The organism is Massilia sp. P2_C2 (genome assembly GCF_056404615.1).
This window is the reverse complement of record NZ_JBFUDR010000065.1, coordinates 1-24,429: the sequence shown is the minus strand read 5'-3', so window position 1 is coordinate 24,429 and position 24,429 is coordinate 1. Positions and strand designations below refer to the sequence as shown.

Genomic DNA, 24,429 nt, shown 5'->3' with positions numbered 1-24,429 from the left:
GCGTTGCAGAGCACGGCTTGGTCATTGGATTTCCCCCCACCTGATAGATCCAGAAAATCGCCGGGTCCACGGCGACGCCGCTCGGGACGATGCCGGCCATTTCCTTCTCAACGATCTTCGTTGCCAAGGTCAGGGCAGCAATATTGCCGTCCGGTCCTGATGTCGTTACCTCCACCCTTGGCGCCGTCGAGAGGTAGAGCGCTGCGTCGTGTACGGCTTTCTGTGCGGCCGAGTATTGGCGGTAATAAAAAGCCAGGTAGAGCGATGGAAATCCGAGGAATAACAATAGAATGGGAAGCAGGAGCGCCGCCTCGATTGCGATCGCTCCGCATTCGTACCGCCGCCTGGTCGCGTTGAATATGCGTCTCATCGGTAAAGCCTCGCATTACCGCCCAGGGCGGTCTCGGTGTTCATCCCGGCGAATTCCGCATAGACAGCGGATGAACTCGCGGGGACCGTCATGAAGAACTTCGCAATCCCGAGCACGGTTGCCGTCGCGCTAGTGCCTGCGGGAACCGGACAGCTCAACAGTGGAATGTTCAGCACACGCGTATTGCGGTAGGGCTTGTACGTCGCGCTCCCACCGTTTGCCTGATATGGCGTCGTGCCCGGGTAGGATTGTGCGACGGGCCCGCCCGGGTTGTAGAGCGTGCTCCAGTCCGTCGTGCTGAAGGTGGAGAAGCCGCCCGCAGGTTCCACGCCGCCATTGGCAACATAGGATGTGTACTTGGCTGCCTTCGCATAGGACCACAGGGGCCCGTAAGCGGTCTTTGCGGCACCGGCAGGCTTTTCCGCGATCGTCAGCAGCGGATCCGGGGTCGCCAACGGATTGGCGGATTGGCCGTCGGGCTTGTATTTCATCCACGTTGCGCTGACGAGATCGAAGCTCTTGACGCTCGGGTCCGCTGGTGCGGTCGATGACTGACATGGCGTGACATAGGTACCGAAGCGGGAATTCAGATGCACGTAAAGCGAACCGATCGGGAAGCCACGCTCGACCGTGATGTCGCCACCCCCCAGCGTCGGTATCGACATCCTTCCCGTGCAGGCAAACGGTGCGACGACGTCCATCCTGTTCATCATTGTCGTGCCCACCGTGCCGGGAGGCGCAACCGGATTCACCAGGAAGTTTTCGGGCGTGCTTCCGCCGGGGTTCAGGTTCATCAGGTTGTAGCTGATGCCCCGCCGGAAGCCGTACTCCACGAGTTCGCCCGATGCGAGCGAGGCCGCTTTGGTATTCGAGTTCGCGCAGATTGCGAGCGGCAATACGTTCAGCGAGTCCCGGCCAGCCACCGCCGAGGCCGAGACGGTCGTCGTCGCAAGGGCCGACGACAGGACGGGCATGAGGAAATTCTGGACATTGCCATGGACGGGATCGAGCGCCGATGTGTCGACCCGGGCAAAAAAAGTCTTCGAGGCACTCGCCTTTGCTGTCGCCCCGTCCATCCAGCCGCCCGTGCCATTGGCGTCCGTGCCGAACGTCAGCGCAGCGCTGGACCAGGAAACACTTGCGCTGTTATATGAAAAGTTATAACCCACCACGGCTTGCCCAGCCGCTGTGACCGCCTTGTCGATACCTGCGGACGTACCGTCCAGCGCCGAAGCTGCTGCCAGGGCAACGGCATCGGCGACATTTTGCAGTTCCGTTTTCCGGTTGTAGCTGCGGCTGAGGTCGAGCGCCATGCCGAAGATGGCAATCATGAGGATGAGGACGAATGGCGTCATGATGGCAATGGCGCCGTCTTCCAATCCTTGTCGGCGCAATCTGTCGTGGCGCCGTGCCGGTGGCGACGTTTGCCTTGTTGTTTCGATGGGCACGGATCGGTCCTCCTGAGACGCAAACATGTTTCGAGGCAGCTTCCCAATACAAATCCTAGAAGGCTGCAATGCCGCTATGTTGAGAAGACGCAGCGTGGAGGGAGATAACTCGCGGGACCACCCGGTCGCCTTGTATTTACGACCATGGGGACGATACTGAAAGTCCGATCATCCAGAACCAAGGGAGACATCATGAACGAGCAAGCAAACATCAGTCTGCTCAAGCAGGCCTATGACGCGTTCAATACAGGCGATATCCAGCGTCTGCTCGGCATGTTTGCACAGGACATCACATGGGAATTGCCGGAAGTGGAAGGCATTCCGTTCACCGGTAAACGTCGCGGCATCGACCAGGCGGCCGACTTTTTCCGGGTGTTGGCCGAGTGCCAGGACACGCGCGAATTTGTGCCGGACCGGTTCATCGGGCAGGGCGACGACGTCGTCGTGTTCGGGCACGCCACCTTTGTCGTCAGGGAGACCGGTATCGAGTACAGCGACGAGTGGTGCCACGTCTTCCGCGTTGCCGGCGGCAAGATCGCCAGCTTCAAGGAGTACACCGACACGTACCGGGCCGCGCAGGCCTATCGACCGCAAGGCGCCCGTGCAGGCACGCAGGCAACACGGCCGGCAGTTCACTAGCCGGCAGCCGTGAAACGCGTGCCTTCCTGAGCCCGGCCGGTTCCGTCACTTTCACCTCTGGCGCCAGCCATGATAGTTGGCTGGCGCCATGAACATCTCGTCACCGATGCTCGTCGACGCCGACCTGCCGGCACATGTCCAGTACCGGGCAGGTCGAACACTTCGGCCGGTTCCCGGTGCAAATGTGCCAATGCTGCAAGGATAAACCCGGCCGGTTCGCTGTTCCGTTCCATGCCGCACCCGAAGGCTTGTGTAAAAAGTGATATTGATCAGCGCTTTGAATAATGCTAAATTTCCGTAGTCCCGTTATGAAAAGCAACAAATTGACGCTGCCCCCGCGACTACTCTTGCTTACACAGATTCAGTGAGGTATCTTGCGATAAATCAATGTAAGTTTACGTGGACCAATGATGTCGGTCTCCTCCGCAGAATCCTCTCTCCAACCACTGGCCCGGCTGCTGGGCTATGCCCGTTACGTGTTCGGCGGTCTGCTGCTGCTGACCGTCGTCCTGCTCGTCTGGCACCATTTCGGCATGGAGAAAGTGGTCGAGCTGTCCGGCGATCGTTTCCCTGTGCAAGTCGGGGACGACCGCAGCGAAGGCGGTGCGTCGGTGGGCTCGCTCGAGAAGAAGGGGCAGGATCTCATCGTGCACTGCCACATCGTCAAGCAAGCTAAATGGCCTTACTGCAAGCTGGACTTCGATTTCCTTAAGGGTGCCACGGGTGTCGACATGTCCCGCTTCGAGTACATGATCATCGAAGGGCAATATGTCGGGCCGGGAACGCTGAAATTTGGCCTTGTCATGTCCGAGGCGGAGGAAGGGCTGACCCGGCTCGACCAATGGCAGACCTTCAAGGTCCTGCAAGTCGAATCGCTCGAACTGCCGCCCAGCGGCAAGCTGCTGGTACCGTTGAACTGGTTCGTCGTGGCGCAATGGTGGAAAGACATGGCCAAGCCACCGATCGCGCATTCCATCGTCAACCTCGACAACATCGTACACATCAACGTGCCACTTGGTTTTGACGGACCCGAAGGCGAGCACGTCCTTAAGCTGCACAGCCTGCGCCTGCACGGCAAGCTGATCAGCCAGGCGGACCTGTTGATGATCCTGGTGGCCATGTGGGTGCTGTGCGCCGTCGGCTGGCTGGCGATTCTCTCGCTGTCGCTGCGCACGCAGCTCAAGGACAGCAAGGCGGCCATCGCGCTGCTCAGTACGATCAACAACGCGTTGCAGCTGGAGGCGCGCGAGCTGGCCGGCCAGGCGCACATCGATCCGCTCACCGGCGTGCTGAACCGGCAGGGCCTGCGCGCGGCGCTGATGAACACGTCGAGCCTGCTGACCGATCCCATGGCCGTGATCTTCATCGACATCGACCATTTCAAGTCCATCAACGACACCCATGGCCATGACATCGGGGACGAAGTCCTGCGCAAGTTCGCCAGCGTCATCGCGTCCGGCATCCGCTCGTCCGACCGGCTCGTGCGCTGGGGCGGCGAGGAGTTCCTCATCGTGTGCCCGATGACCAATGTGTACCAGGGCAGGATCCTGGCGGACAACCTGCGCCATTCGCTGCACCAGCAGATGTGGCCGGCGGGCTTGCGCGTGACGGCGTCGTTCGGGGTGTCCCAGCATCACGAGCGCGATGAGGTCGGCGTCGCCATCAAGCGTGCCGACGCGGAACTGTATCGTGCCAAGCAGGGCGGCCGCGACCGCGTCTGCGCCTATATTCCGACGGACATGATCGCCAGCGCCGACGCGGCCTGATCCCCTTACAGTTCGATCACGGTACCCAGCCGCTTGAGGAATTGCGCCATCCACTGCGGATGCGCAGGCCAGGCCGGGGCGGTGACGAGGTTGCCGTCCGTGACGGCCTGGTCGACCGGGATGTCGGCATATTCTCCGCCGGCCAGGCGGACTTCGGGCGCGCAGGCGGGGTAGGCCGATACGCGCCTGCCGCGGATGACGTCGGCGGCCGCCAGCAGCTGGGCGCCGTGGCAGACGGCGGCAATCGGCTTGTCGGCATGGGCGAAGCCGCGCACGAGCGCGATCACCTGAGCGTCCAGGCGCAGGTATTCGGGCGCGCGGCCGCCGGCGATGACGAGGGCGTCGTAGTCGTCGGCATTCGCCTCGGCGAAATCGGCATTCAGCGCGAACTGGTGGCCCGGCTTTTCCGTATAGGTCTGGTCGCCTTCGAAATCATGGATTGCGGTCTTGACCTTGTCGCCCTTCTTCTTGCCGGGGCAGACGGCATGCACCGTGTGGCCCACGGTCAGCAAGGTCTGGAACGGCACCATGGTTTCGTAATCTTCCGCAAAATCGCCGGTCAACAACAGGATCTTTTTCGCTGCCATCGTGTGGTCTCCTTCGGGGTTCCCTGGACTTCGTGACGAAACGCGGCCCGCGGCATCGCGAGCCGCCCTAGACTGACCTTGACAAGATACCATCCCGGCGCGGGCATCGTAAGGCTTGATTTTGGGAACGCATTGTTGCCCGGGGCACCGCAGTGCCGGGGCGCGTCAGGCCACCGGCGCCCGCTCGTCGAGCATGCGCGCACGCAGGGCCGCGAGCGGCAGCGGGCGCGCGAACAGGTAGCCCTGCACGTAGTCGCAACCGGCCTGGCGCAGCCAGTCGAATTGCTCGGGTTCCTCGACGCCCTCGGCGACCACGGTCAGGTTGAAGCCGTGCGCCAGTGCGATCACGGCGCCGGCGATCGTCGTGCCGGACGTGGGCAGCAGGCGCACGAAGCTGCGGTCGATCTTGAGGTGGTTGATCGGGAAGGTCTGCAGGTAGGCCAGCGACGAGTAGCCGGTGCCGAAGTCGTCGATCGACAGGCGCACGCCCAGCGCGCGCACCTTGTGCATGAAGTCGATGGCGCCGTCCATGTCTTCCATCAGCATGCTCTCCGTCAGTTCCAGTTCCAGGCGTTCCGGAGGCATGCCTGTCGCGAGCAGCGTGCGTTCGACGATGCCGATGAAATCCTTGTCGCGCAGCTGGCGCGCGGACACGTTCACGGCCATGCTGAGCCACGTGCCGGTCTGGCGGTACAGGGCCACGGCGTCCATGCAGGCGCGTTCCAGCACCCACTTGCCGATTTCGACGATCAGGCCGCTCTCCTCGGCGACGGGGATGAATTCGGCGGGCGAGATATAACCCTGCTCGGGATGCGGCCAGCGCAGCAGCGCCTCCACGCCGACCATGCTGCGCGAGCCGCACGCGTATTGCGGCTGGTAGCACAGTTCCAGCAGGCCGGCTTCGAGGTGGCGGCGCAGGTCGCGTTCCAGGCGCGCGCGGCGCTGCGTGGCGAGGATCATTTCGCGCTCGAACAGGACGACGTTGTCGCGGCCGTTGGCCTTGGCGCGGTACAGCGCGGCGTCGGCGTTGCTGAGCAGTTCGCTCATCGTGCGCGCGTCGTCCGGGAACACGCAGGCGCCGATGCTGGCGGTGGGCATCACTTCCATGCCTTCCACCTGCAGCGGCTGGCGCAGGCTCGCGACGATGCGCTGGCCCGCGCGTTCGAGCTCGGCCGGATTGTCGAGCGGCGCGACGATGACCGCGAATTCGTCGCCGCCGATACGGCCGATGTGATCGCTGGGGCGCGCCGTCGCGCGCAGCCTGCTGGCGACTTGCTGCAGCAGGCGGTCGCCGGCGGCGTGGCCGGCCGTGTCGTTGACGACCTTGAAGTTGTCCAGGTCGACCAGCAGCAGGCCGATGCGGCCGCCCGTCCCGGCGTAGCCGGCGATCTCCAGTTCCAGCGCCTCGTAGGTGCAGCGGCGGTTGGGCAGGTCCGTTACGGTGTCGGTATAGGCCAGGTGCTTCAGCTGCGCTTCGGCGCGGCGCATGCGTGTATTGCTGCGGCGCGTGAGCAGCGACGTCGTCACCAGTGCGCCGAGCGAGGCCAGGCCGAGCAGGGCGCCGTAGCGCAGCAGGCCGCCGCGGATGCCGCCCGTGTCGGCCGTGAGCACGACCCGGCCCAGCGCCATGCTGCGGTAGCGGATCGGCCGTGCCACCGAGAGCGGTGCGAACAACGGCAAGTCGTGCAGCAGCGCCGGAGTCTCGTCGGCGCCGCCGTTACGGTAGGCCGCGAATTCGACGTCCTGGCGGTCGTACACCGTGGCCGCGGCCAGGAACGACGAGTGGCGGAACGAGCGCAGCATCTCGTGGGCCGCGTCCTGGTCGTGGAACATCAGCGTGGCCGCGACGTTGTCGGCGATGATCGCCGCCTGCACCGTGAGGTCGTCCGTGAGATTGCGGCGCAGGGCGACGAACTGGTAGGCCAGCAGGATGCAGCAGGCGACGCCCAGCGCCGCGGCCGCGGCCAGCAGCTGGCCCAGGCCGAGCATGCGGCTCAATTCTCCCTGGCGGCGTGACGCGGGTTTCATAGCACGTTCCTGGCAAGGCGCAGCAGGCGGGAGCTGAAGCGCAGGCCGCACCTCGCCGCTTCCTGCGTGTCGATGTCGAAGCGGATGTGTTCATCGTCCTCGACGAGGGTGATGGCGGCGCCGCGCATGTCGCCAACGCGCATGTCGCGATCGCGCATGTCGCCAACGCGCATGTCGCGATCGCGCATGTCGCCGTCGCGCACGACCAGCACCCCGGCCGCCGGCGGCTGCTGCGCCGTGCGCGCCAGCACGACGATGTCGCAATGCGCCGCTTTCGCATGAGATAAATCCGTTACGCTCCAGGGCCGGCCGTTGACCGGCCGGCCGTTCAGGGCCTGGAGGCTGGGCCAGAGCGGGCCGTCGGGATGCGCGCACACGACCAGCGGGCCCCTGGCGCCGCCGTCCGGCCAGGTCGTGAACATGGCGAAGTTGAAGATGTACGCGGCCTTCATGTCCGCGCCGTCGACCTGGGCCCGGCACACGCTACCCGCCAGGCCGAGGCCGGACAGCAGGGCGAGAAGGGTCAGGACGCGGGTCATGATCAGAACCGCCAGGCCAGTTTCGCGACGAACGTGCGGCCCTCGCGCGGCAGCGTCGCCTGGACGAAGGCGGGGCCGGCGATGTCGGCATAGCGCTTGTCGAGGGCGTTGTACGCGCTCAGCGACAATTCGGTGCGCGGCAGCAGGCGCAGCGCCGAGACGGTGACGTTGGCCACGCAATAGCCGCCCGCCGTACCCTGGTCGGCCAGGCGCTTGCCGCTGCACTGCAGTTCCGCGCCGAGGCGGCCGCCGCGCCAGCCCAGCGGCGCCGTCAGGTTGGCCCTGGCCAGCTGGCGCGGCGAGTCGATCATCGGCGTCCCGCCCATGTTGCCGGTGTCGCGCGCCAGCTGCCAGGCATAGCTGGCGCGCAGGCGCACGGCGCCGAAGTCGCGGTCGAACGCGGCCTCGACGCCGCGGGCGTCGGCATGGTCCATGTTGCGGAAGACGAGCATGCCGGTGCGTGCGTCGCGCTGCTGGCTGATCAGATCGTCCACCGCGTAGCGGAACAGCGACAGCGTCGCGTGCCCGCCGTCGGCAAGGGTGTGTTCCAGCACCAGCTCGTGCGTCGTGACGCGCTCCGGCCGCAGGTCCGGGTTGGCGATCTGCCCGTCGCTGCCCGGCACCGCGTAGTACATCTCGTAGGCATTGGGCGTGCGGAAGGCGCTGCCGCCGATCAGCTTGACGGTGTCGGCCGCCGTCGCCCTGACCACGACGGCCACGCGCGGGCTGAAGCGATGCACGTTCGGATCCGTGTGCTCGTCGTAGCGCAGGCCGGCGTTGACGAGGATGCCGTCCGCCAGGTGGATCTCGTCTTCCGCGAAGACGGCGCGGCGGGCGCCGCCGTGATGGTCATCCAGCTGCGGCACGTACGGTTGCGCGTTGTAGTTGTATTGGTCGCGGTGCGCATCCCGTCCGAGCTCGGCGCCGAGCACGATCTTGTGGCGCGGCAGAGCCGTCGAGGTCGCGCTCACGCCGGCGTCGTACCAGCGCGCATGGGCGCCGTCGATGTTCAGCGCGGGCGCGCCCGTGCCGTCCGGGTACCAGCCCGTGCCCACGTAATCGGCCTGGCCCGTGTGCAGCTGGGCCGCGAGCGCGAGCGCGGGCGCGACCTGGGCGTTGTAGGCCAGGCCGATGCTCGTCTGGGTATCCCGCGTGCGGTTGGGCGCGCCGAACAGGCTTTGGAACGACGCGGTCGGTATGCCCTTGGTGCGGGCGACGTGGCTGGCCGACAGCGTCACGCCTTTGACGCTGGCCTTGACGAGGAAGTTCTGCGCGCGGTCCCAGTCCATGCGCCGGGCGATGCCGCCGTTGGTAGCGGGCGCGTCGAATTCGGGGAAGTACAGGTCGCGGCCGGTGCGCGTGAAGGCGCTGGCGGACAGCAGCACATCGGCACCGTTCTGCCCGTGCCAGCCGTAGCTGGTGCGCGCCTTGCGTTCGCCCTGCGTGCCGCCGGCGAACGCGCCCTGGACGCCGGACAGGCCGCTGCCGTCGCGCGTGACGACGTTGATCACGCCGAACAGGGCGTTCGAGCCATACACGGCCGAGCCGGGACCGGGGACGAATTCGATGCGCTTGACCATGTCCATGTCGAGCAGCCCTTCGGTGCCGACGAGGGCCTGGTCGTACACGGCGTCGTTGACGCGCGCGCCGTCGACCAGCAGCAGGAAGCGGCTGTTGTAGTCGCCCGGACGGAGGAAGCCGCGCGCACCCACGTAGGCGTAGTCGCGGTCGTTCGTCACGTACAGGCCGGGCAGCGTGGCGAGGGCGTCGGCCAGCGTGTGCCAGCCGAAGTCGCGGATGTCGGCGGCCGTGAGCACCACCACCGACGACGGTGCATCGCTGATCGGCTGGGCGAATCTCGACGCCGTCGTCACGACCCGCATCTGCATCAGCTCCTCGAGGGGGAGCGCGCTCAGCGTGTCGACGGTGCCGTCGGCGGCCGGGGATGCCCCCATGCCTGCCAGCGCGGCCTGGGCGCAGGTCAGCTGCACGGCGCAGGTAATGACGAACAGGGCGGAGGCTTGGCCCGGGTAGCGTTTACACATGGATGACGAAGGCCGACGGTACGGCCCGTCTCTTTCTCATTGTTTCAAATAATCATTGATAAGTACTATAGAGAAACTTCCGGGGCGTGACACAAAAAGTTGCGTCAAAAAGACAGATTTGCGCATTTGTGGTGCATAAGGAGCAATGTTGTACCGAAAAAAGGAAAAGTTACACTCGCTTGCAATTGATACTGTTTCATGCTTTGCAGCCGAGTGCACGGACATTACTCTGTACACATGTTTGTTACAACGATATCYAAGGGGAATACCATGCAACGCACTTCGATCCGTCTGACCGCCCGCGCCGCCCTCGTCGCGGCCCTGCTCGCAACCGGCGCCGCACCGTTCGCGGCCCAGGCTGCACCCGACCACCATCCGCATGCCCAGGCGGAATGCCGCAATTGCGCCACGGTGGTGTCGAACCACACGTACAAGCGCGAACCCGAGCGTGCCAGCGGCGTCGGTGCCGTGGGCGGCGCCGTGGTCGGCGGCCTGCTGGGCAACCAGGTCGGCAGCGGCCGTGGCCGCACGCTGGCCACGGTGGCGGGCGCGGTGGGCGGTGCCTATGGCGGCAACCGCATCGAACGCAACATGAAGGCCGAAACCTATACGGACGTGCGCGTGAAGATGGCGACCGGTGGCTACCGCACCTTCACGGAAAAGGGCGTGGCGCGCTTCCACAACGGCGAGCACGTGCGCGTGCTGGATGGACGCCTCGTGCGCTGAGCGTAGGGTGGGCACCCCTGTGCCCACGCGTAACGTTTGCGTCACGTTGGCGTTCGCGTGGGCACGTTTCATTTGGGGCCCCCCGGCCCCAAATGCCCACCCTACGTACGCGGTCGCACGTTCGAAATGACGAAGCCGCTGGCCGGCAAGGCTGGGATGCGGCGCAGGCTGACGGTCAGGTCCTGCGGCGGCACGTCGTAGGCGATCTCGCCCGCGAACAGTTGCAGCGCCGACTTCACCAGGTCGCCGGTGACGGATTCGCCCGGACAGCGGTGGCCCGAATAATGGTCGCCGCCGCCATGCGGCACGAAGTCGAAGCCGCTGCTCTGCCAGCGCTCGAAGCGCTCGGGACGGAATACGTCGGGGTCGCCCCACAGGGCCGGGTGGTGGTTCGTGCCGTACAGGTCGAACAGCACCCGTGTTCCTTTCTTCACGCACAGTCCGTGCCACTCGAAGTCGTGCAGGGCGCGGCCGCCCATCGCCGGGATGAACGGGTAGTAGCGCCGCACCTCCTGCATGAATTGCGTCGCGTAGGCATCGGCACCGGGATCACTGCGGGCCATGATCCGGGCCCGGCATTGCGGATGTTCATGCATGGCGAGCAGGGCGAACGCGATGTAGCGCGCCACGGCCACCGTCGGGCGCAGCAGGTTGATCAGCTCCACGCCCGCGTGCTTGCGGTTCATGAGTTCGCCGTCGGCGTCGCGGTGGCGCGCGATCACGTTCAGCGGGCTGTCGAACGGCGGCTGGACCTGGCCGGAGCGCACGGCATCGACGAGGGCGCGGGCCCATTGCTCGGTGCGGTGGCGGAGGAGCAGGCCGCGCCAGTTGCGTGGGCCGACCGCGCCGGCGCCGGCGATCATGCCGGCGAATTCGCGCGTGCGTTGCGCCGCCTCGTCGGCGTTGACGGGGATGCYGGCCCAGCGGCACACGGCGCGGCACAAGACTTCCTGCGCCGCTTCGTGCACGACGATATGCGGTGCCGACGGCCAGCGCGCGAACTGCGTGCGCCATTCGGCCGCGGCCAATCCCACGAGACGTTGCCGCTCCAGCGGTCCGAACAGCGACATCAGCATGGCCTTGCGCTTGCGGTGCGCCTCGCCGTCCAGCGCCATCACGCTGCCGAAGTCCTGCAGCAGGGCCATCGTCGTCGCCGGCAGTGCATGGCGGCGCGTGAAGCGGCCGGGCTGATAGAACATGCGTCCCGCATCCTCGCCGCGCACGCACAGCGCGCGGCGCAGCATCAGCCGCGTGGCGAAAACGTCGCTGCCCAGGGCCGCATGGCGCCGCGGCATGAACGCATAACCTTCCGTCAGAAAGGCGGTGGACAGGTCGAAGCCGGGTGCGCGCGGCACGGCGTCGAGGGCGTCGGGATGATGAGCGTGATCGGTATGTGCCAAACGGCCTCCTAGTGCGGCACCGGCAGGAAGGCCGGATCGGGCGTGTCCTGCAGGGCGCGCGGCAGGCAGATCGTGACGGTCGTTCCTTCCCCGGGCCGGCTGGCCAGGCGGATATGGCCGCCGCTCTGCTTGACGAAGCCGTGCGCCATCGACAGGCCCAGGCCCGTGCCCTTGCCTTCGGGCTTGGTCGTGAAGAACGGCTCGAAGGCGCGCTCCATCACCTCGGGCGGCATGCCGGTTCCTGTATCCGTCACCGCGATGGTGACGAATTCCCCGGGTTGGATGCCGGAATATGCCAGCTGGTCGGCCGGGTCGACCGTCAGGTTGCCCAGGGCGATGGTGACGCTGCCGCCGCCTTCCATCGCGTCGCGCGCATTGATGACGAGGTTCAGCAGCACGTTCTCCAGCTGGTTCGGGTCGACGAGGACGTTCCACAGGTCCGGCGGGATCTCCATGCGGATCGCGACGGAATCGCCAACCGCGCGGTGCAGCAGCGTGTCCATGCGCTCGATGAGCTGGGCCAGGTTGACGACGCTCGGGTGCAGCGGCTGGCGGCGCGCGAAGGCGAGCAGCTGGGCGGCCAGCTTCTTGCCGCGTTCCACCGCGTCGAGGATGTTCAGCAGGCGCTTGCGGCTATTGTCGTCGCTGCGCAGCATCAGCTGGACGTTGGCGCTGATGATGTGCAGGATGTTGTTGAAGTCGTGCGCCACGCCGCCCGTCAGCTTGCCGACTGCTTCCAGCTTCTGCGAGCGCAGCAGCGCCGCCCGCGCTTCTTCCAGGCGCTGCTGGCGCTGGTGTTCGCGTTCCTCCGCTTCCTTGCGCGGGCGGATGTCGCGCACGAACGCCGTCAGGCCATAGCCGCGCGTCGTGGCGAGCGGCGTGAGCGCGATCTCCACCGGGATTTCCTGGCCCTCGCGCGTGAGTGCCGTTGCTTCCGTGGGCCCGGCCAGCATGGCGCAGGCGCCGCTGCGCGCGAAGTGGTCCAGGCAGGTGCGCCATTCCGGCCGCAGTGGCGCCGGCAGCAGCAGGTCGAGCGCGTCGCGTCCGACGGCTTCGTCCTCGCGCCAGCCGAACAGCTTGGACGCCTGCAGGTTCCAGTCCGTGATGCGGCCGTCCGGGGCGAGCGCGACGAAGGCGTCGTAGGCCGTCTGCAGGATCAGGCGCACGCGTTCGCGCTCGGCGTCGATGCGGTCGCGCGAGGCGCGCAGCTCCACCGTCATCCCCTGCGCCAGCTGCAGCGCGCGGCGGCGCTCGGACGCCAGCAGCCACACGACGAGCGCCAGCAGGAAGCCGAGGCCGGTCCCGGTCAGTGCGACGGCGACCGTCGCGCGGCGGTTGAGCGTCGCCTCCAGGGGCGGCGCCGAGTGCACGACGATGGTCCAGGTGCGGTTGGCGGAATCGACCGTTGTCTGGTAACTCAGCAGGGGAGTCCGTCCAGGTCCGGCGTTCGCGGAGCGGTAGAGCAGGGCGTCGGCGGACGGCGCCAGCCCGTCGTAGACCTCGACCTGGAGGTCGCCCGCGTGCTCGCCGCCCAGGCCGCGCATCAGGTCGTTCATGCGGAACGGCGCATACACCCAGCCGACGATGGCGGCGCGGCGGGCCGCGACCGTGTCGTACGGCATGCCGGCCTTGTACACGGGGACGTACACCAGGAAGCCCGGCTGCCCGCCCCGTAGCTCTTCCTGTACCAGCACGACCTTGCCGGTGGCGCTTGCGCGTCCGGTGTCGCGCGCCGCTTCCATCGCGGTGCGGCGCGAGGGCTCGCTGAACATGTCGTAGCCGAAGGCGCGCAGGTTACGTCCGGAAAAGGGTTCGATGCGGACGATCGACGTGATCATGGGACGCGGGCCGGGCGGCTTGACCGCATAGTCGCGGAAGCCCTCGGCGCGCATGGCCGCGACGTGGTTGTCGAGTCGGCCGGGCGGGATGATCGCGGCGATGCCGAGCGCCTCGATGCCGGGGAAGCGTTCGTTCAGGTGCAGCAGGCCGTAGTACTCGGCGAACCCGGCGCGGTCGACGTCGATCGAGCCGCGCAGGAAGCCGCGCGTGGCCAGCAGCACTTCCTCGTAGACGTCCATGCGCCGGTCGATGCTGGCCGCCAGGTCACGCGCGCGAAAATTGAACGTGCCCGCCAGTTCGCCCGCTGCCGTCCGCTGCGCATTGCCGGCCACCACATACGTCACGATCAGCGCGGCGAGGAACGTGAGCGCGGCCAGGAGCAGGGGGAGGTGGGCCGGACTGCGCGGCGAATTGCGGTGCGATGGGGCGGGCAATGAATCGGAATGCGGCATGAATGCTTTACGCTGTACTCGACAGGGGAGCCGGCAGGGCAAGCGCGCGCCGTCACCGACAGGATACCGGCGTATGGACCGAAAAGGCGCACAACAGGCCGGGGCGCCCGGCGTAGCGACGCCCGACGCATTCCGCGCTCCGGCTACAATGGGCGTTTTACGACGTGCCCATGTATTCCCGTTCACTCTCCATCCGCTCCCCCTCCGCGGAGGCCGCATGAGCCTGCTGCAGCGCGTTCGCTGGAGCATGGGGCTGGCCATCGTCGTCACGCTGTCGTGGGCGGCGCTCGCGCCGCTGCGCTATCCGACGCGCGAGCGCACCTTCGTGTTCCCGCGCGGCGCGGCGATCCTGCGCGGCGCCGGCGAGCCGGGCGCGGTGCCGGCCGAGGTCAGCCTGACGTTGGGCGTGCGCGACGTCCTGCTGCTGCGTAACCGCGATGCGACACCGCATGTGTTCGGCCAGGTGCTGGTCTTGCCCGGCCACGTGTTCCGCCTGCCGTTCGAACAGGCCGGCGACTACGTGTACGCCTGCGACGTGGCGCCGGGCCATGCCGTCACGGTACGCGTCGCGAATCATCCGGATCCCGGCTGGGCGCGCCTGGGCTGGCGTTTGCGTGTCCTGGCCGAGGCCGTGCGCACCTTGCCGATCGAAGGACCGGAGGGCTGATCCGCTTGCAATCGTGCTCCGTCCCGCGCGGCGAATCTGTCATGATGCGCGCATGGCCACGATCACGTTACCCCTGTTCCCGCTGAGCACGGTCCTGTTCCCGGACGGGGTGTTGCCGCTGCAGATTTTTGAGGTACGCTACCTCGACATGATCAGCCATTGCCTGACGGAAGACGAACCGTTCGGCGTCGTGTTGCTGACCCATGGCCAGGAAGTGCGCACCCCGCAGGGACAGGAACGGTTCGCGGCCTCGGGCACGCTGGCCTCGGTGCAGGACACCACCGCGTCCACGCCGGGCCTGCTGCAGGTGGTGTGCCGCGGCGGTTCGCGTTTCCATGTGCGCGCCAGCGAGCGTCGTACGAACGGCCTGTGGATGGCCGAGGCGGAACTGGTGGAAGACGATCACGCCGTGCGCATCCCGTCCGACCTGAAGGGCGCGGCCGACGCGCTCGACCGCGTGCTGGCCTCGCTGCACGACGTTCCGCAAAGCCGCTGGCCCGTGCAGCCGCCGTTCCGCCTGGACGATTGCGGCTGGGTGGCCAACCGCTGGTGCGAACTGCTGCCGCTGCCCAATCACCAGAAGCAGAGCATGCTCATGCTGGACAATCCGATGATCCGGCTGGAGCTGCTGCATGACGTGCTCGATGAACACGGCCTCATCACCTCATGAAAATATTGCAATTTGCCCCCAAAAACGCGGATTTCATATACAGGGGGTAGGATTTGAGGTAACCTTGAGCGCGATTTAGACTCTCTACGTCCGTGCGGCGCCGATAAGGCGCTGACCAGGCAGCCAAAGTCGCCGCTCCCGGCCTTGCCGCGCGAGGCGCGTCCCGTCACCCCGGTTTTCCCGCGTTGGCCCTGCCAGGGCAGCAGCCCGGCCGTAGAACGCAACGATTCATTGCCCGAAAGAAAAAATGTCTGAAACACCGACCACCATTGAAGCTGGCGGCGCACCGACCGTGCGCTTCGCCGATTTCGGCCTCGCGCCTGAGATCCAGCGTGCGCTGTCGGACCAGGGCTATGTCCATCCGACCCCGATCCAGGCCAAGGCGATCCCGATCGTCCTGCAGGGCCGCGACGTCATGGGCGCGGCCCAGACCGGCACCGGCAAGACGGCGAGCTTCTCGCTGCCGATCATCCAGTTGCTGCTCCCGCACGCCAACACGAGCATGTCGCCCGCGCGCCACGCCGTGCGCGCCCTCGTGCTGACGCCGACGCGCGAGCTGGCGATCYAGGTCGCCGAGAACGTCAAGGCCTATGCCCAGCACACGCCGCTGCGCTCCACCGTCGTCTTCGGCGGCATGGACATGAAGCCGCAGACCGAGATCCTGCGCCGCGGCGTCGAGATYGTCATCGCCACGCCGGGCCGCCTGCTCGACCACGTGGAGCAGAAGAACATCAGCCTGGCCCAGGTCCAGATGCTCGTGATGGACGAGGCCGACCGCATGCTCGACATGGGCTTCCTGCCCGACCTGCAGCGCATCATCAACCTGTTGCCGAAGAAGCGCCAGAACCTGATGTTCTCGGCCACGTTCTCGCCCGAGATCAAGAAGCTGGCGTCCAGCTTCCTGAACGACCCGCTGACGATCGAGGTCGCGCGCAGCAACGCCACGAACAACGCCATCACCCAGGTGCTGTACAAGGTCGACGAGGAGCAGAAACGCAACGTCGTCGAACACCTGATCCGCTCGCGCGACCTGAAGCAGGTGCTGGTGTTCTCGAACACGAAGATCGGCGCCTCGCGCCTGGCGCGTTACCTCGAGCAGGCCGGCATCAAGGCGTCCGCCATCCACGGCGACAAGACGCAGCAGGAACGCATCGCCGCGCTGGACGCGTTCAAGAAGGGCGAGATCGACGTGCTCGTCGCGACCGACGTCGCCGCGCGCGGTCTCGACATCACGGACCTGCCGTGCGTGATCAACTACGACCTGCCGTACAACGCCGAGGACTATGTGCACCGCATCGGTCGCACGGGCCGCGCCGGCGCCACCGGCGACGCGCTGTCCGTCTTTTCGGACAAGGACGAGCGCCTGCTGGCCGACATCGAGAAGCTGATCAAGCAGACCATCACGCGCGGCGAACTGACGGGCTTCGTGGCGGCGCGCGGTTTCGAGCGCGGCGGCGAGCGCGGCGGCGAGCGCGGCGGGGATCGCCGCAGTGGCCGCCGCGAGACGGACAATCCGCGCGGCGAGCGCGTGGAACGGCCGGACCGCGGCCCGCGTCCCGTGGGCGCGCCGCGCCGCGAGAAGGTCGATCCGTGGTTCCTCAAGCCCTACGAACCGTCGGCGGCCCCGCGCAAGGAAGCGACCGCGGCACCGGCCGCACCGGGCAAGGCGAAGCCGAAGCTGGCGGCGCTGCTGGGTGGGTTGCCAAAGCAGTAACGCCAACGAACCGCAAACGTCCGCGTGGGCACGGGGTGCCCACCCTACGTACGTTATTGCCGTAGGGTGGGCGGCCTCCGCCCACGCGTAACGTATGCGTGACGCAAACTCCCGTTATACCTCCCGTCCCAGCGCCTCCTCCACGCGCTCCAGCAGGTCGCCATGCTTGTACGGCTTGGCGAGGATGTTCAACCGCTGCCCGAGCTCCCGGCCCCGGCCCGGCAATTCATCCATGTAGCCCGTCGTGACGAGCACCGGCAGCCGGGGGCGCAGCCGGCGCGCCCCGTCGACGAGCTGCAGCCCGTTCATTCCGCCCGGCATGGTCACGTCCGTGAACGACAGGTCGACCCGTGCACCTTCCCGCAGCAGGGCCAGCGCCTGCTCGCCGCCGGCGGCCGCCAGCACCGCGTAGCCGGCCATGCCCAGCACGCTCTCGGCCAGTTCGCGCACGTCGTCGTTGGGTCGAAATTGATCCATTGTCATGCTGGATGAAGGTCGAAGGGATTACCGTTTGCGTACGCACGTAGGGCAGTGTGAAGCCGTGGCGCATTCCCGATTGCAAGTTGGAAATTACATTTTCCTTTCAGCCAACATCCTCTGGCACATAAAACCGATGAACCGTGTCCGGCCATACGTCGACAGCCCATGTCATCGAGTCCGGCACGCGTTCCGTTGGCTGGGCTACGTGTATGCTTAATGTAAAATGCTCGGCCGTATTCGTGTCGTACACGCCGCGTAAGGGGCTCATCGCAAGCGGGCGAACCCGTATCGTACGCAGTCGTACGCCGCCTTAAGCGTCACCTGGATATCTTTGCAAAGGAATACGATGTTTGGCATGCTGGCAGGGGCCTGGCGCTTCCGTTTTTTCATTACCTCATCCATTCGAACCGAATTGCGCATCAAGTTCGTGCGCAGCCGCCTGGGCGGACTGTGGATGATCCTGAATCCGCTCGCACAAGTGTTGATCTTCGCATTCGTGCTGTCCGCGGTATTGTCGGCAAAATTGCCTGGCGTTAATAACCGTTACGCATATGCGATCTACCTGATGTCGGGTACGCTTGGCTGGTCCCTGTTCTCGGAAATCGTCAACCGTTGCCTGACACTGTTCATCGATAACGGCAATATCCTCAAGAAACTGGTTTTTCCGCGTATTGCGTTGCCGCTGATCGTCGCGGGCAGCGCACTGGTCAATAACATCCTGTTGTTCCTGGCCGTGTTGCTGATTTTCGGTGTGCTGGGTCATGCGCCCGGCAGCGCAGTAGCATGCCTGCCTTTGCTGATGGGTATTACGGTCGCCCTGGCGCTGGGCCTGGGCCTGACGCTCGGCGTACTCAACGTGTTCATGCGCGATATCGGTCAGATCGTACCGGTCGTGCTCCAGTTTATTTATTGGTTTACCCCGGTTGTGTACATGGTCAACATCATTCCTGTTCAATACCGCCCCTGGCTGTTCCTCAATCCGCTCATTCCCATCATTACCGGTTACCAGGATGCGCTGCTGTATGACCGCGCACCGGATTGGACCGGTCTGACAGGAAGCCTCGTCGTCGCGCTGGCGCTGCTGGCATTCTCGCTCGTGCTGTTCCGTAAGGCGAGCCCGGAAATGGTGGATCAATTATGAGCGGCGAACTGCACCTGAAGAACCTGGGCAAGGCCTATCGCAAATGGGGCGGCGAATTACGCCGGATTGCTTCCTGGTTCCGTCCATCGATGAAGCCTCTGGAAGAACACTGGGTGCTGAAGGACGTCAGTTTTTCGATTTCGCCCGGTGAAGCCGTCGGCATCATCGGGCAGAACGGGGCCGGCAAGAGCACGCTTCTGAAACTGATTACAGGAACGACGCAACCGACCTGCGGTCAGGTGCAGGTGCGTGGCCGTGTCGCCGCTATTCTCGAACTCGGCATGGGGTTCAATCCGGACCTGACGGGACGACAGAATGCTTTTCATTCGGCCGGATTGATGGGGTACAGCCATAGCGAAATCGAGCAGGCGATGCCGGAGATCGAGTCATTTGCCGAAATCGGTCCCTACTTCGATCAACCGATGCGGACGTATTCGAGCGGCATGCAGATGCGGGTGGCCTTCAGCGTCGCCACGGCATTTCGTCCGGATCTGCTCATCGTCGACGAAGCCTTGTCGGTGGGAGACAATTATTTTCAACACAAAAGCTTCGACCGTATCCGCCAGTTCAAGGAGCAGGGCGTTTCCATCATGTTCGTCACGCACAGCATGGGCGATGTACGCAGCCTGTGCGACCGGGTCATCCTGCTGGACAAGGGGCGGTTGTTGAAAGACGGTGCACCCGACGAAATTGTCGACTTTTACAACGCGATGATTGCCGAGAAGGAGAATTCGCAGCTCAGCATCGAACAGAAGCGTGAAAGGAACGGCTGGTTGCTCACCCGTAGCGGTACCGGCGAGGTGCGCGTCACCTCGCTTCGATTGCTCGACCGGGAGGGCAACGAGCTCAACGTCGCGCAAGTGGGCCAGGCGGTCGAATTGCGGCTGGTCGCAACGGTGTACGCCGACCTGCCGCGGCTTGTGCTGGGCTACATGATCCGCGATAAGCAGGGGCATGTGGTATGGGGTACGAATACCTGGCATACCAGACAGATCCAGGACAACCTGCGCGAGGGCGAAACCGTGGTGTTCCGATTGCCGTTCACCTGCACGCTGGGTCCCGGCTCCTATTCGGTCTCGCCCGCGCTCGTCAGTACCGACACGCATCTGATCGATAATTACGAATGGGTCGATAACCTGCTGGTGTTCGATGTGCTGAACGTCGATCGCCATGTGTTCATCGGCACCAACTGGCTTGATGCCGAGTTCACCATCTCGCGCCACATTCAAGAGTCTGTTCAATGAGTTTCATTTCCTACGCCCAGAACTTCGAAGACCTGATGTTGTGGCGAGCGCTCAGGCACGTCGAAAACGGCACGTATGTCGATGTCGGGGCGCAGCATCCGACGATCGATTCCGTCAGCAAGGCGTTTTACCTGAACGGCTGGCGCGGTATCCATATCGAACCGGTGCCGCAGTATGCGGAGCTGCTGCGCCGGGATCGCCCCGACGAGGTCGTCCTCCAGATGGCACTGGGGGAGGCCGAAGGGTTACTGTCCTTGAATGTGATCCCGGAAACCGGGCTCAGTACGGCGGTAGATCAGTATGCGCAGTCGCATCAGGAGCATGGATTCAGTACGCAGCAAATCCATGTGCCGATGCTGACCCTGAAATCGGCACTCGGCATGCTCGCAGGGCGAGAGCTGCATTGGCTCAAAATCGACGTCGAGGGATTCGAGACCCAGGTCCTGAAGGGGTGGGATAGCAGCATCCTCCGCCCATGGGTGATGGTGGTGGAAGCCACGATTCCAGGATCGTCCGCGGCGGATTATGGGCCATGGGATCCTATCGTCCGGGAAGCCGGATATCGTTTCGTCTATTTTGACGGACTGAACCGCTTTTATATCGCCGATGAGCATCCGGAACTGGCCGCTGCATTTGCCACGCCGCCAAACGTGTTCGATGACGTGAGGTTGAGCGGTTATGCCAGTTGGGGCTTGTACCGCGAAGTCGAAGAGCGGCAACAGTCCTTGCTGGCAGCGGCGGAGGCTGCCGCAACGGCACAGCTTGCCGCGTCGAGTGAAGAGCGGGCTGTATTGACCGCGCACCTGGCAACCCTGCGCAAGGACAACCAGGCCACTATCCATGAATGGTGGAGTGTGGCGGATCGCCTGAACCATGAATTGAAAGCGGTGCATGCGAGCACCTCCTGGCGCGTGACGGCACCGCTGCGGTATGCAAGTACCTTCATGCGTCGGTTGCCGCAGCTGCCGTCGCGGGGCGCGGGCTGGTTTGCCCGGCGCACCCGACAGGCCGCCCGGCCATTGCTCGTCTGGAGCATCCGCACCGTGCTGGCGCACTCCGGCGTGCGTGAACGCGCGTTGAAGCTCGTGGGCCGGCACCCCGGGCTCAAGCAATACTTGCGAGGGTTCGCCGGCCGTTCCGGCCTGATCGGGATAGCAGTTTCCGCGCCTGTAGCCGCCGTGTTCCAGCACCACGCCACGGCGATGGAACCCGGATCGACGCAGGATCTTCCGCCACAGATTGCAAGCATCTACAGGCAGCTGAAGAAACAATCGTATAAAGAAGAATATTGATGCGTATCGTAATCGACATGCAGGGAGCCCAATCCACGGGTTCTCGTAATCGAGGTATTGGCCGTTATACCCAGTCGCTGGTACAGGCAATCGTCAGGAACCGGGGCGAGCACGACATCATTATTGCGTTGAATGGTGCTTTTGCGGATACGATCGAACCGATCCGTACGTCGTTTGAAGCGTTTTTGCCCAAAGAACATATCGTTGTATGGCATGCGCCAACACCCGTGGCCAGTGTCGATGACGCGAACATCTGGCGGCGCAAGACCGCCGAATTGATGCGTGAAGCTTTTCTGGCCAGTCTGCGTCCGGATTATGTGCTCATCACCAGCCTGTTCGAAGGCCTGGGCGACGACGCCATCCTCAGCGTCGCTGCACTGTCGCGCACGGTGCCGACGGCGGTCATTCTGTATGACCTGATTCCCCTTATCCAGCGCCATCATTACCTGACCAATCCGGTCGTGGAGAAATGGTACGAGAATAAGCTCGACCATATGCGGCGTGCCGATCTGTTGCTGGCGATCTCGGAATCGTCGCGCCAGGAAGGTATCCGGTTCCTCGGATTTCCGGCCTCGGCATGCGTGGCGATTTCCACCGCCGCCGATGCGCATTTTCAACCCATGTCGATCAGCGCAGTGCAGGAAACGGAAATACGGGCACGTTATGGCCTGCAGCGCCCATTCGTGATGTACACCGGAGGCATCGACCACCGCAAGAATATCGAAGGGCTGATCCGCGCGTACGCGCTGTTGCCCGCAGCGCTGCGCGCGGACCATCAACTGGCAATCGTCTGCTCGATCCAGCCGCACAACCGCCAGGGCCTGGAAAAACTGGCGCGCGAGAATGGCCTCGCCAGCCACGAGCTGGTATTGACCGGGTTCGTGCCGGAAGACGACCTGCTCGCCTTGTACAACCTGTGCCAGATGTTTGCATTCCCATCCTGGCATGAAGGATTCGGTCTGCCGGCGCTCGAAGCGATGTCCTGTGCGCGTGCCGTGATCGGGGCGAATACTTCCAGTCTGCCCGAAGTGATAGGCCGCGCGGACGCATTGTTCGATCCGCGCAGTGATACATCGATCGCCGCCAAGCTGGAGCAGGTATTGACCGACGCCGGGTTCCGTACCGAGCTTGAGAGGCATGGGCTGGAGCAGGCCAGGCGTTTCTCGTGGGATGCCAGTGCAGCGCGCGCGCTTGAGGCGATCGCGGCCAGTCACGCGGTGCGACAGGGCAAGCCGGCGCTTGCGTCCTTGCCCCTGGCGCGTCCGAAACTGGCTTATGTGTCACCCCTGCCGCCCGAGCGCAGCGGGATCAGCGATTACAGTGCCGAGCTGCTGCCGGAACTGGCGCGTCACTACGATATCGACGTCGTCACGCCGCAGGCGGAGGTATCCGATCCCTGGGTCAAGGCGAACTGCCAGCTGCGCCATCCCGACTGGGTGCGCAGGCACGCCGACCGCTATGACCGGGTGCTCTACCATTTTGGGAATTCCCATTTTCATCAGCACATGTTCGRCATGCTCGAGGACGTGCCGGGGGTGGTGGTGTTGCATGACTTCTTCCTGTCCGGTAGCGCCGTGCATGCGGAATTGAGTGGAGGCCGGCCAGCGTTCCTGGCAGAGAGTCTTTACCTGAGCCATGGCTACCATGCGGTGCGCGATCGTTTTCACACGCCCGACATCACGCAGGTGATCTGGCGTTATCCGGCCAATCTGGCGGTGTTACGTGGTGCGCTGGGACTCATCGTCCATTCGCGGCATTCGCGCCGTCTCGCACGCGAATGGTATTGCCGCGAGGAGGCGAGCAACTGGGCCGTGATTCCACTCTTGCGCGAGCCGGAAACCGGCCTTGCACGCCCCGAGGCGCGCCTTGCCCTGGACTTGCGCGACGATGACTTTGTGGTGTGCAGTTTTGGCCTGCTCGGACCTACCAAGCTGAATCATCGTTTGCTCGACGCCTGGCTGGCATCGGCGCTGGCGCAACATGTGCGTTGCGTGCTGGTGTTCGTCGGGGAAAACGAGCAGGGCGATTACGGCCGCGCGCTGTCCGCGAAGATTCAGAGCTCGGGGGCGAAAGACCGGATCCGGATTACCGGATGGACCGATATGGCCGTCTTTCGCCAGTATCTCGCGGCTGCTGATGTAGGGGTGCAGTTGCGCACGCTGTCGCGCGGCGAAACGTCCGCTGCCGTTCTCGATTGCATGAACTACGGCCTGGCCACGATCGTTAACGCGAACGGCAGCATGGCGGACTTGCCCGACGACGGCGTGATCAAGATGCCTGACGAGTTTGACGATGGCGAGCTGGTCGCGGCACTGGAAGCGCTGTGGCGGGACGCCGCGATGCGCTCGCGGCTGGGCGAGCGCGCCCGCGAGATTATCGGTACCGTCCATGCGCCGCGCGACTGTGCGGACCAGTATGCGCAAGCCATCGAAGCGGCGTATCGCAGCGCCGTCGATCAGCGGCCGGGACTGATCCGCGCGTTGGCGCGCGTGACGCCGGCACCTGCCGACGACGAAGCGTGGTTTACCCTGGCCCATGCGGTTGCGCAAACCATGGTGCCGCGCTTCCCGATCCGGCAATTGCTGGTGGACGTGTCGGCGTTGCCGGACACCGGGCCGCAGAGGCCGGTCGAACTGGGGGCGTATGGCCGCCTGCAGGACATCCTGGTCAAGCCGCCGGAAAGCTTCAGGATCGAACCGGTGCGTCGCGCACCGGGTGGGGCGTATCTGTATGCACGCACGTTCACCCTGGCGGCAATGGATTGTCCCGTGTCGGCGTTGCAGGATGAGCCGGTGGCATTCCGTGCCGGCGACGTACTGCTCGTACCAGGCCAGGCAACCGGGGACGATCCTGGTCCGTATCAGGAAATCGTGAACCTGGGCGTCGAGGTGCACTACGTTGGGTGAGCGCATCATTCGTCGTTTTTGAGTCGTCAGCACAAAGCGGAATCAGGCTTACATGCGCATTATCATCGACATGCAGGGTGCCCAGGCCCCGGGTTCGCGTAACCGCGGGATCGGCCGCTACACGTTTTCGCTGACGCAGGCGCTCGTTCGCCAGCGCGGCGAACACGACATCGTACTCGTACTGAATGGGGCCTTTCCCGATGCGATCGATTCCTTGCGTGCGGCATTTGCCACCCTGCTTCCGCCGCAGAATATCCGCGTGTGGGAGGCCCCCGGCCCGGTCGACAGCCTGAGTCCGGCAAACAGGTGGCGCCGGGAGAGTGCCGAACTGCTGCGCGAGGCATTCATTGCCAGCCTTGCACCGGACTATGTGTTGATCACGAGCCTGTTCGAAGGATTGAGCGACGATGCCGTGACCAGCGTGGCCAGGCTGGGCACCGGCGTGCCGACGGCAGCCATTCTGTACGATTTGATCC

19 protein-coding genes and 1 pseudogene are annotated in these 24,429 nt (G+C 64.8%); 11 read left to right on the top strand and 9 right to left on the bottom strand.

Annotated elements, in window-relative coordinates; translation table 11 throughout:
* Both AC1DYX_RS10520 and AC1DYX_RS10515 read right to left on the bottom strand, forming a co-directional pair.
* On the bottom strand, nucleotides 1-370 hold a 370-nt coding region (locus tag AC1DYX_RS10520), incomplete at its 3' end, for a TadE/TadG family type IV pilus assembly protein (protein WP_477258762.1).
* Nucleotides 367-1,818, bottom strand: coding sequence for a pilus assembly protein TadG-related protein (locus AC1DYX_RS10515; protein ID WP_477258761.1), 1,452 nt, complete (start codon nucleotides 1,816-1,818; stop codon nucleotides 367-369). The genes AC1DYX_RS10515 and AC1DYX_RS10520, both read right to left, overlap by 4 nt.
* Nucleotides 1,819-2,010: 192 nt before the next feature.
* Here AC1DYX_RS10515 and AC1DYX_RS10510 point away from each other — a divergent pair, with 192 nt between their 5' ends.
* Both AC1DYX_RS10510 and AC1DYX_RS10505 read left to right on the top strand, forming a co-directional pair.
* Nucleotides 2,011-2,457, top strand: a complete 447-nt coding sequence (locus AC1DYX_RS10510) for a nuclear transport factor 2 family protein (RefSeq protein ID WP_477258760.1) — start codon at nucleotides 2,011-2,013, stop codon at nucleotides 2,455-2,457.
* 407 nt (nucleotides 2,458-2,864) lie between these two features.
* Nucleotides 2,865-4,223, top strand: coding sequence for a GGDEF domain-containing protein (locus AC1DYX_RS10505; protein ID WP_477258759.1), 1,359 nt, complete (start codon nucleotides 2,865-2,867; stop codon nucleotides 4,221-4,223).
* 5 nt (nucleotides 4,224-4,228) lie between these two features.
* Here AC1DYX_RS10505 and AC1DYX_RS10500 read toward each other — a convergent pair whose 3' ends face one another.
* The 4 genes from AC1DYX_RS10500 to AC1DYX_RS10485 all read right to left on the bottom strand — a co-directional run bounded on the left by AC1DYX_RS10500 (nucleotide 4,229) and on the right by AC1DYX_RS10485 (nucleotide 9,422).
* Entirely contained in the window at nucleotides 4,229-4,810 is a 582-nt protein-coding gene (locus AC1DYX_RS10500) for a DJ-1/PfpI family protein (protein ID WP_477258758.1), read from the bottom strand.
* Nucleotides 4,811-4,975: 165 nt separating this feature from the next.
* Entirely contained in the window at nucleotides 4,976-6,838 is a 1,863-nt protein-coding gene (locus tag AC1DYX_RS10495) for a putative bifunctional diguanylate cyclase/phosphodiesterase (protein WP_477258757.1), read from the bottom strand.
* Nucleotides 6,835-7,377, bottom strand: coding sequence for a YfiR family protein (locus AC1DYX_RS10490; protein WP_477258756.1), 543 nt, complete (start codon nucleotides 7,375-7,377; stop codon nucleotides 6,835-6,837). The genes AC1DYX_RS10495 and AC1DYX_RS10490 overlap by 4 nt, the downstream gene beginning before the upstream one ends.
* Before the next feature lie 2 nt (nucleotides 7,378-7,379).
* On the bottom strand, nucleotides 7,380-9,422 hold the full coding sequence (locus tag AC1DYX_RS10485; protein WP_477258755.1) for a TonB-dependent receptor plug domain-containing protein: 2,043 nt from the start codon (nucleotides 9,420-9,422) through the stop codon (nucleotides 7,380-7,382).
* 270 nt (nucleotides 9,423-9,692) lie between these two features.
* Between AC1DYX_RS10485 and AC1DYX_RS10480 the strand changes: the two genes are divergently transcribed.
* A complete protein-coding gene (locus AC1DYX_RS10480) occupies nucleotides 9,693-10,148 on the top strand; it encodes a glycine zipper 2TM domain-containing protein (protein WP_477258754.1) in 456 nt (151 codons plus the stop codon).
* A 101-nt stretch (nucleotides 10,149-10,249) separates the two neighbouring features.
* Here the strand turns inward: AC1DYX_RS10480 and AC1DYX_RS10475 are convergent, their stop codons facing one another.
* Nucleotides 10,250-11,548 carry a cytochrome P450 gene (locus AC1DYX_RS10475; RefSeq protein WP_477258753.1) on the bottom strand — a complete coding sequence of 433 codons (1,299 nt, stop codon included), beginning with the start codon at nucleotides 11,546-11,548 and terminating at the stop codon, nucleotides 10,250-10,252.
* A gap of 8 nt (nucleotides 11,549-11,556) precedes the next feature.
* Nucleotides 11,557-13,839 carry a CHASE domain-containing protein gene (locus tag AC1DYX_RS10470; RefSeq protein ID WP_477258752.1) on the bottom strand — a complete coding sequence of 761 codons (2,283 nt, stop codon included), beginning with the start codon at nucleotides 13,837-13,839 and terminating at the stop codon, nucleotides 11,557-11,559.
* A 217-nt stretch (nucleotides 13,840-14,056) separates the two neighbouring features.
* Here AC1DYX_RS10470 and AC1DYX_RS10465 point away from each other — a divergent pair, with 217 nt between their 5' ends.
* The 3 genes from AC1DYX_RS10465 (at nucleotide 14,057) to AC1DYX_RS10455 (ending at nucleotide 16,890) form a co-directional block, all read left to right on the top strand.
* Entirely contained in the window at nucleotides 14,057-14,506 is a 450-nt protein-coding gene (locus AC1DYX_RS10465; protein ID WP_477258751.1) for a cupredoxin domain-containing protein, read from the top strand.
* Nucleotides 14,507-14,558: 52 nt separating this feature from the next.
* A complete protein-coding gene (locus tag AC1DYX_RS10460; protein ID WP_477258750.1) occupies nucleotides 14,559-15,176 on the top strand; it encodes an LON peptidase substrate-binding domain-containing protein in 618 nt (205 codons plus the stop codon).
* Between the two features lie 247 nt (nucleotides 15,177-15,423).
* Complete coding sequence (locus AC1DYX_RS10455; protein ID WP_477258749.1) at nucleotides 15,424-16,890, top strand: DEAD/DEAH box helicase; 1,467 nt, start codon at nucleotides 15,424-15,426, stop codon at nucleotides 16,888-16,890.
* A 114-nt stretch (nucleotides 16,891-17,004) separates the two neighbouring features.
* Here the strand turns inward: AC1DYX_RS10455 and AC1DYX_RS10450 are convergent, their stop codons facing one another.
* On the bottom strand, nucleotides 17,005-17,367 hold the full coding sequence (locus AC1DYX_RS10450; RefSeq protein ID WP_477258748.1) for a response regulator: 363 nt from the start codon (nucleotides 17,365-17,367) through the stop codon (nucleotides 17,005-17,007).
* A 349-nt stretch (nucleotides 17,368-17,716) separates the two neighbouring features.
* On the opposite strand from AC1DYX_RS10450, the gene AC1DYX_RS10445 reads away from it, so the two are divergent.
* The 5 genes and pseudogenes from AC1DYX_RS10445 to AC1DYX_RS10425 form a co-directional block, all read left to right on the top strand.
* Nucleotides 17,717-18,511: an ABC transporter permease gene (locus tag AC1DYX_RS10445; protein WP_477258747.1), complete on the top strand. Its 795-nt coding sequence runs from the start codon at nucleotides 17,717-17,719 to the stop codon at nucleotides 18,509-18,511.
* On the top strand, nucleotides 18,508-19,755 hold the full coding sequence (locus AC1DYX_RS10440) for an ABC transporter ATP-binding protein (protein WP_477258746.1): 1,248 nt from the start codon (nucleotides 18,508-18,510) through the stop codon (nucleotides 19,753-19,755). Before AC1DYX_RS10445 ends, AC1DYX_RS10440 begins: the two co-directional genes overlap by 4 nt.
* Nucleotides 19,752-21,047: an FkbM family methyltransferase gene (locus AC1DYX_RS10435; RefSeq protein ID WP_477258745.1), complete on the top strand. Its 1,296-nt coding sequence runs from the start codon at nucleotides 19,752-19,754 to the stop codon at nucleotides 21,045-21,047. Before AC1DYX_RS10440 ends, AC1DYX_RS10435 begins: the two co-directional genes overlap by 4 nt.
* Complete coding sequence (locus AC1DYX_RS10430; protein ID WP_477258744.1) at nucleotides 21,047-23,953, top strand: glycosyltransferase; 2,907 nt, start codon at nucleotides 21,047-21,049, stop codon at nucleotides 23,951-23,953. The genes AC1DYX_RS10435 and AC1DYX_RS10430 overlap by 1 nt, the downstream gene beginning before the upstream one ends.
* 52 nt (nucleotides 23,954-24,005) lie before the next feature.
* Nucleotides 24,006-24,429: pseudogene (locus AC1DYX_RS10425) on the top strand (glycosyltransferase); the annotation flags it as partial.

What these genes read in the sequence shown, in the direction of transcription:
- AC1DYX_RS10510 (WP_477258760.1), top strand. Translation starts at nt 2,011, where the DNA reads ATGAACGAGCAAGCAAACATCAGTCTGCTCAAGCAGGCCTATGACGCG.
- AC1DYX_RS10505 (WP_477258759.1), top strand. Translation starts at nt 2,865, where the DNA reads ATGATGTCGGTCTCCTCCGCAGAATCCTCTCTCCAACCACTGGCCCGG.
- AC1DYX_RS10500 (WP_477258758.1), bottom strand. Translation starts at nt 4,810, where the DNA reads ATGGCAGCGAAAAAGATCCTGTTGTTGACCGGCGATTTTGCGGAAGAT.
- AC1DYX_RS10495 (WP_477258757.1), bottom strand. Translation starts at nt 6,838, where the DNA reads ATGAAACCCGCGTCACGCCGCCAGGGAGAATTGAGCCGCATGCTCGGC.
- AC1DYX_RS10490 (WP_477258756.1), bottom strand. Translation starts at nt 7,377, where the DNA reads ATGACCCGCGTCCTGACCCTTCTCGCCCTGCTGTCCGGCCTCGGCCTG.
- AC1DYX_RS10485 (WP_477258755.1), bottom strand. Translation starts at nt 9,422, where the DNA reads ATGTGTAAACGCTACCCGGGCCAAGCCTCCGCCCTGTTCGTCATTACC.
- AC1DYX_RS10480 (WP_477258754.1), top strand. Translation starts at nt 9,693, where the DNA reads ATGCAACGCACTTCGATCCGTCTGACCGCCCGCGCCGCCCTCGTCGCG.
- AC1DYX_RS10470 (WP_477258752.1), bottom strand. Translation starts at nt 13,839, where the DNA reads ATGCCGCATTCCGATTCATTGCCCGCCCCATCGCACCGCAATTCGCCG.
- AC1DYX_RS10465 (WP_477258751.1), top strand. Translation starts at nt 14,057, where the DNA reads ATGAGCCTGCTGCAGCGCGTTCGCTGGAGCATGGGGCTGGCCATCGTC.
- AC1DYX_RS10460 (WP_477258750.1), top strand. Translation starts at nt 14,559, where the DNA reads ATGGCCACGATCACGTTACCCCTGTTCCCGCTGAGCACGGTCCTGTTC.
- AC1DYX_RS10450 (WP_477258748.1), bottom strand. Translation starts at nt 17,367, where the DNA reads ATGGATCAATTTCGACCCAACGACGACGTGCGCGAACTGGCCGAGAGC.
- AC1DYX_RS10445 (WP_477258747.1), top strand. Translation starts at nt 17,717, where the DNA reads ATGTTTGGCATGCTGGCAGGGGCCTGGCGCTTCCGTTTTTTCATTACC.
- AC1DYX_RS10440 (WP_477258746.1), top strand. Translation starts at nt 18,508, where the DNA reads ATGAGCGGCGAACTGCACCTGAAGAACCTGGGCAAGGCCTATCGCAAA.
- AC1DYX_RS10435 (WP_477258745.1), top strand. Translation starts at nt 19,752, where the DNA reads ATGAGTTTCATTTCCTACGCCCAGAACTTCGAAGACCTGATGTTGTGG.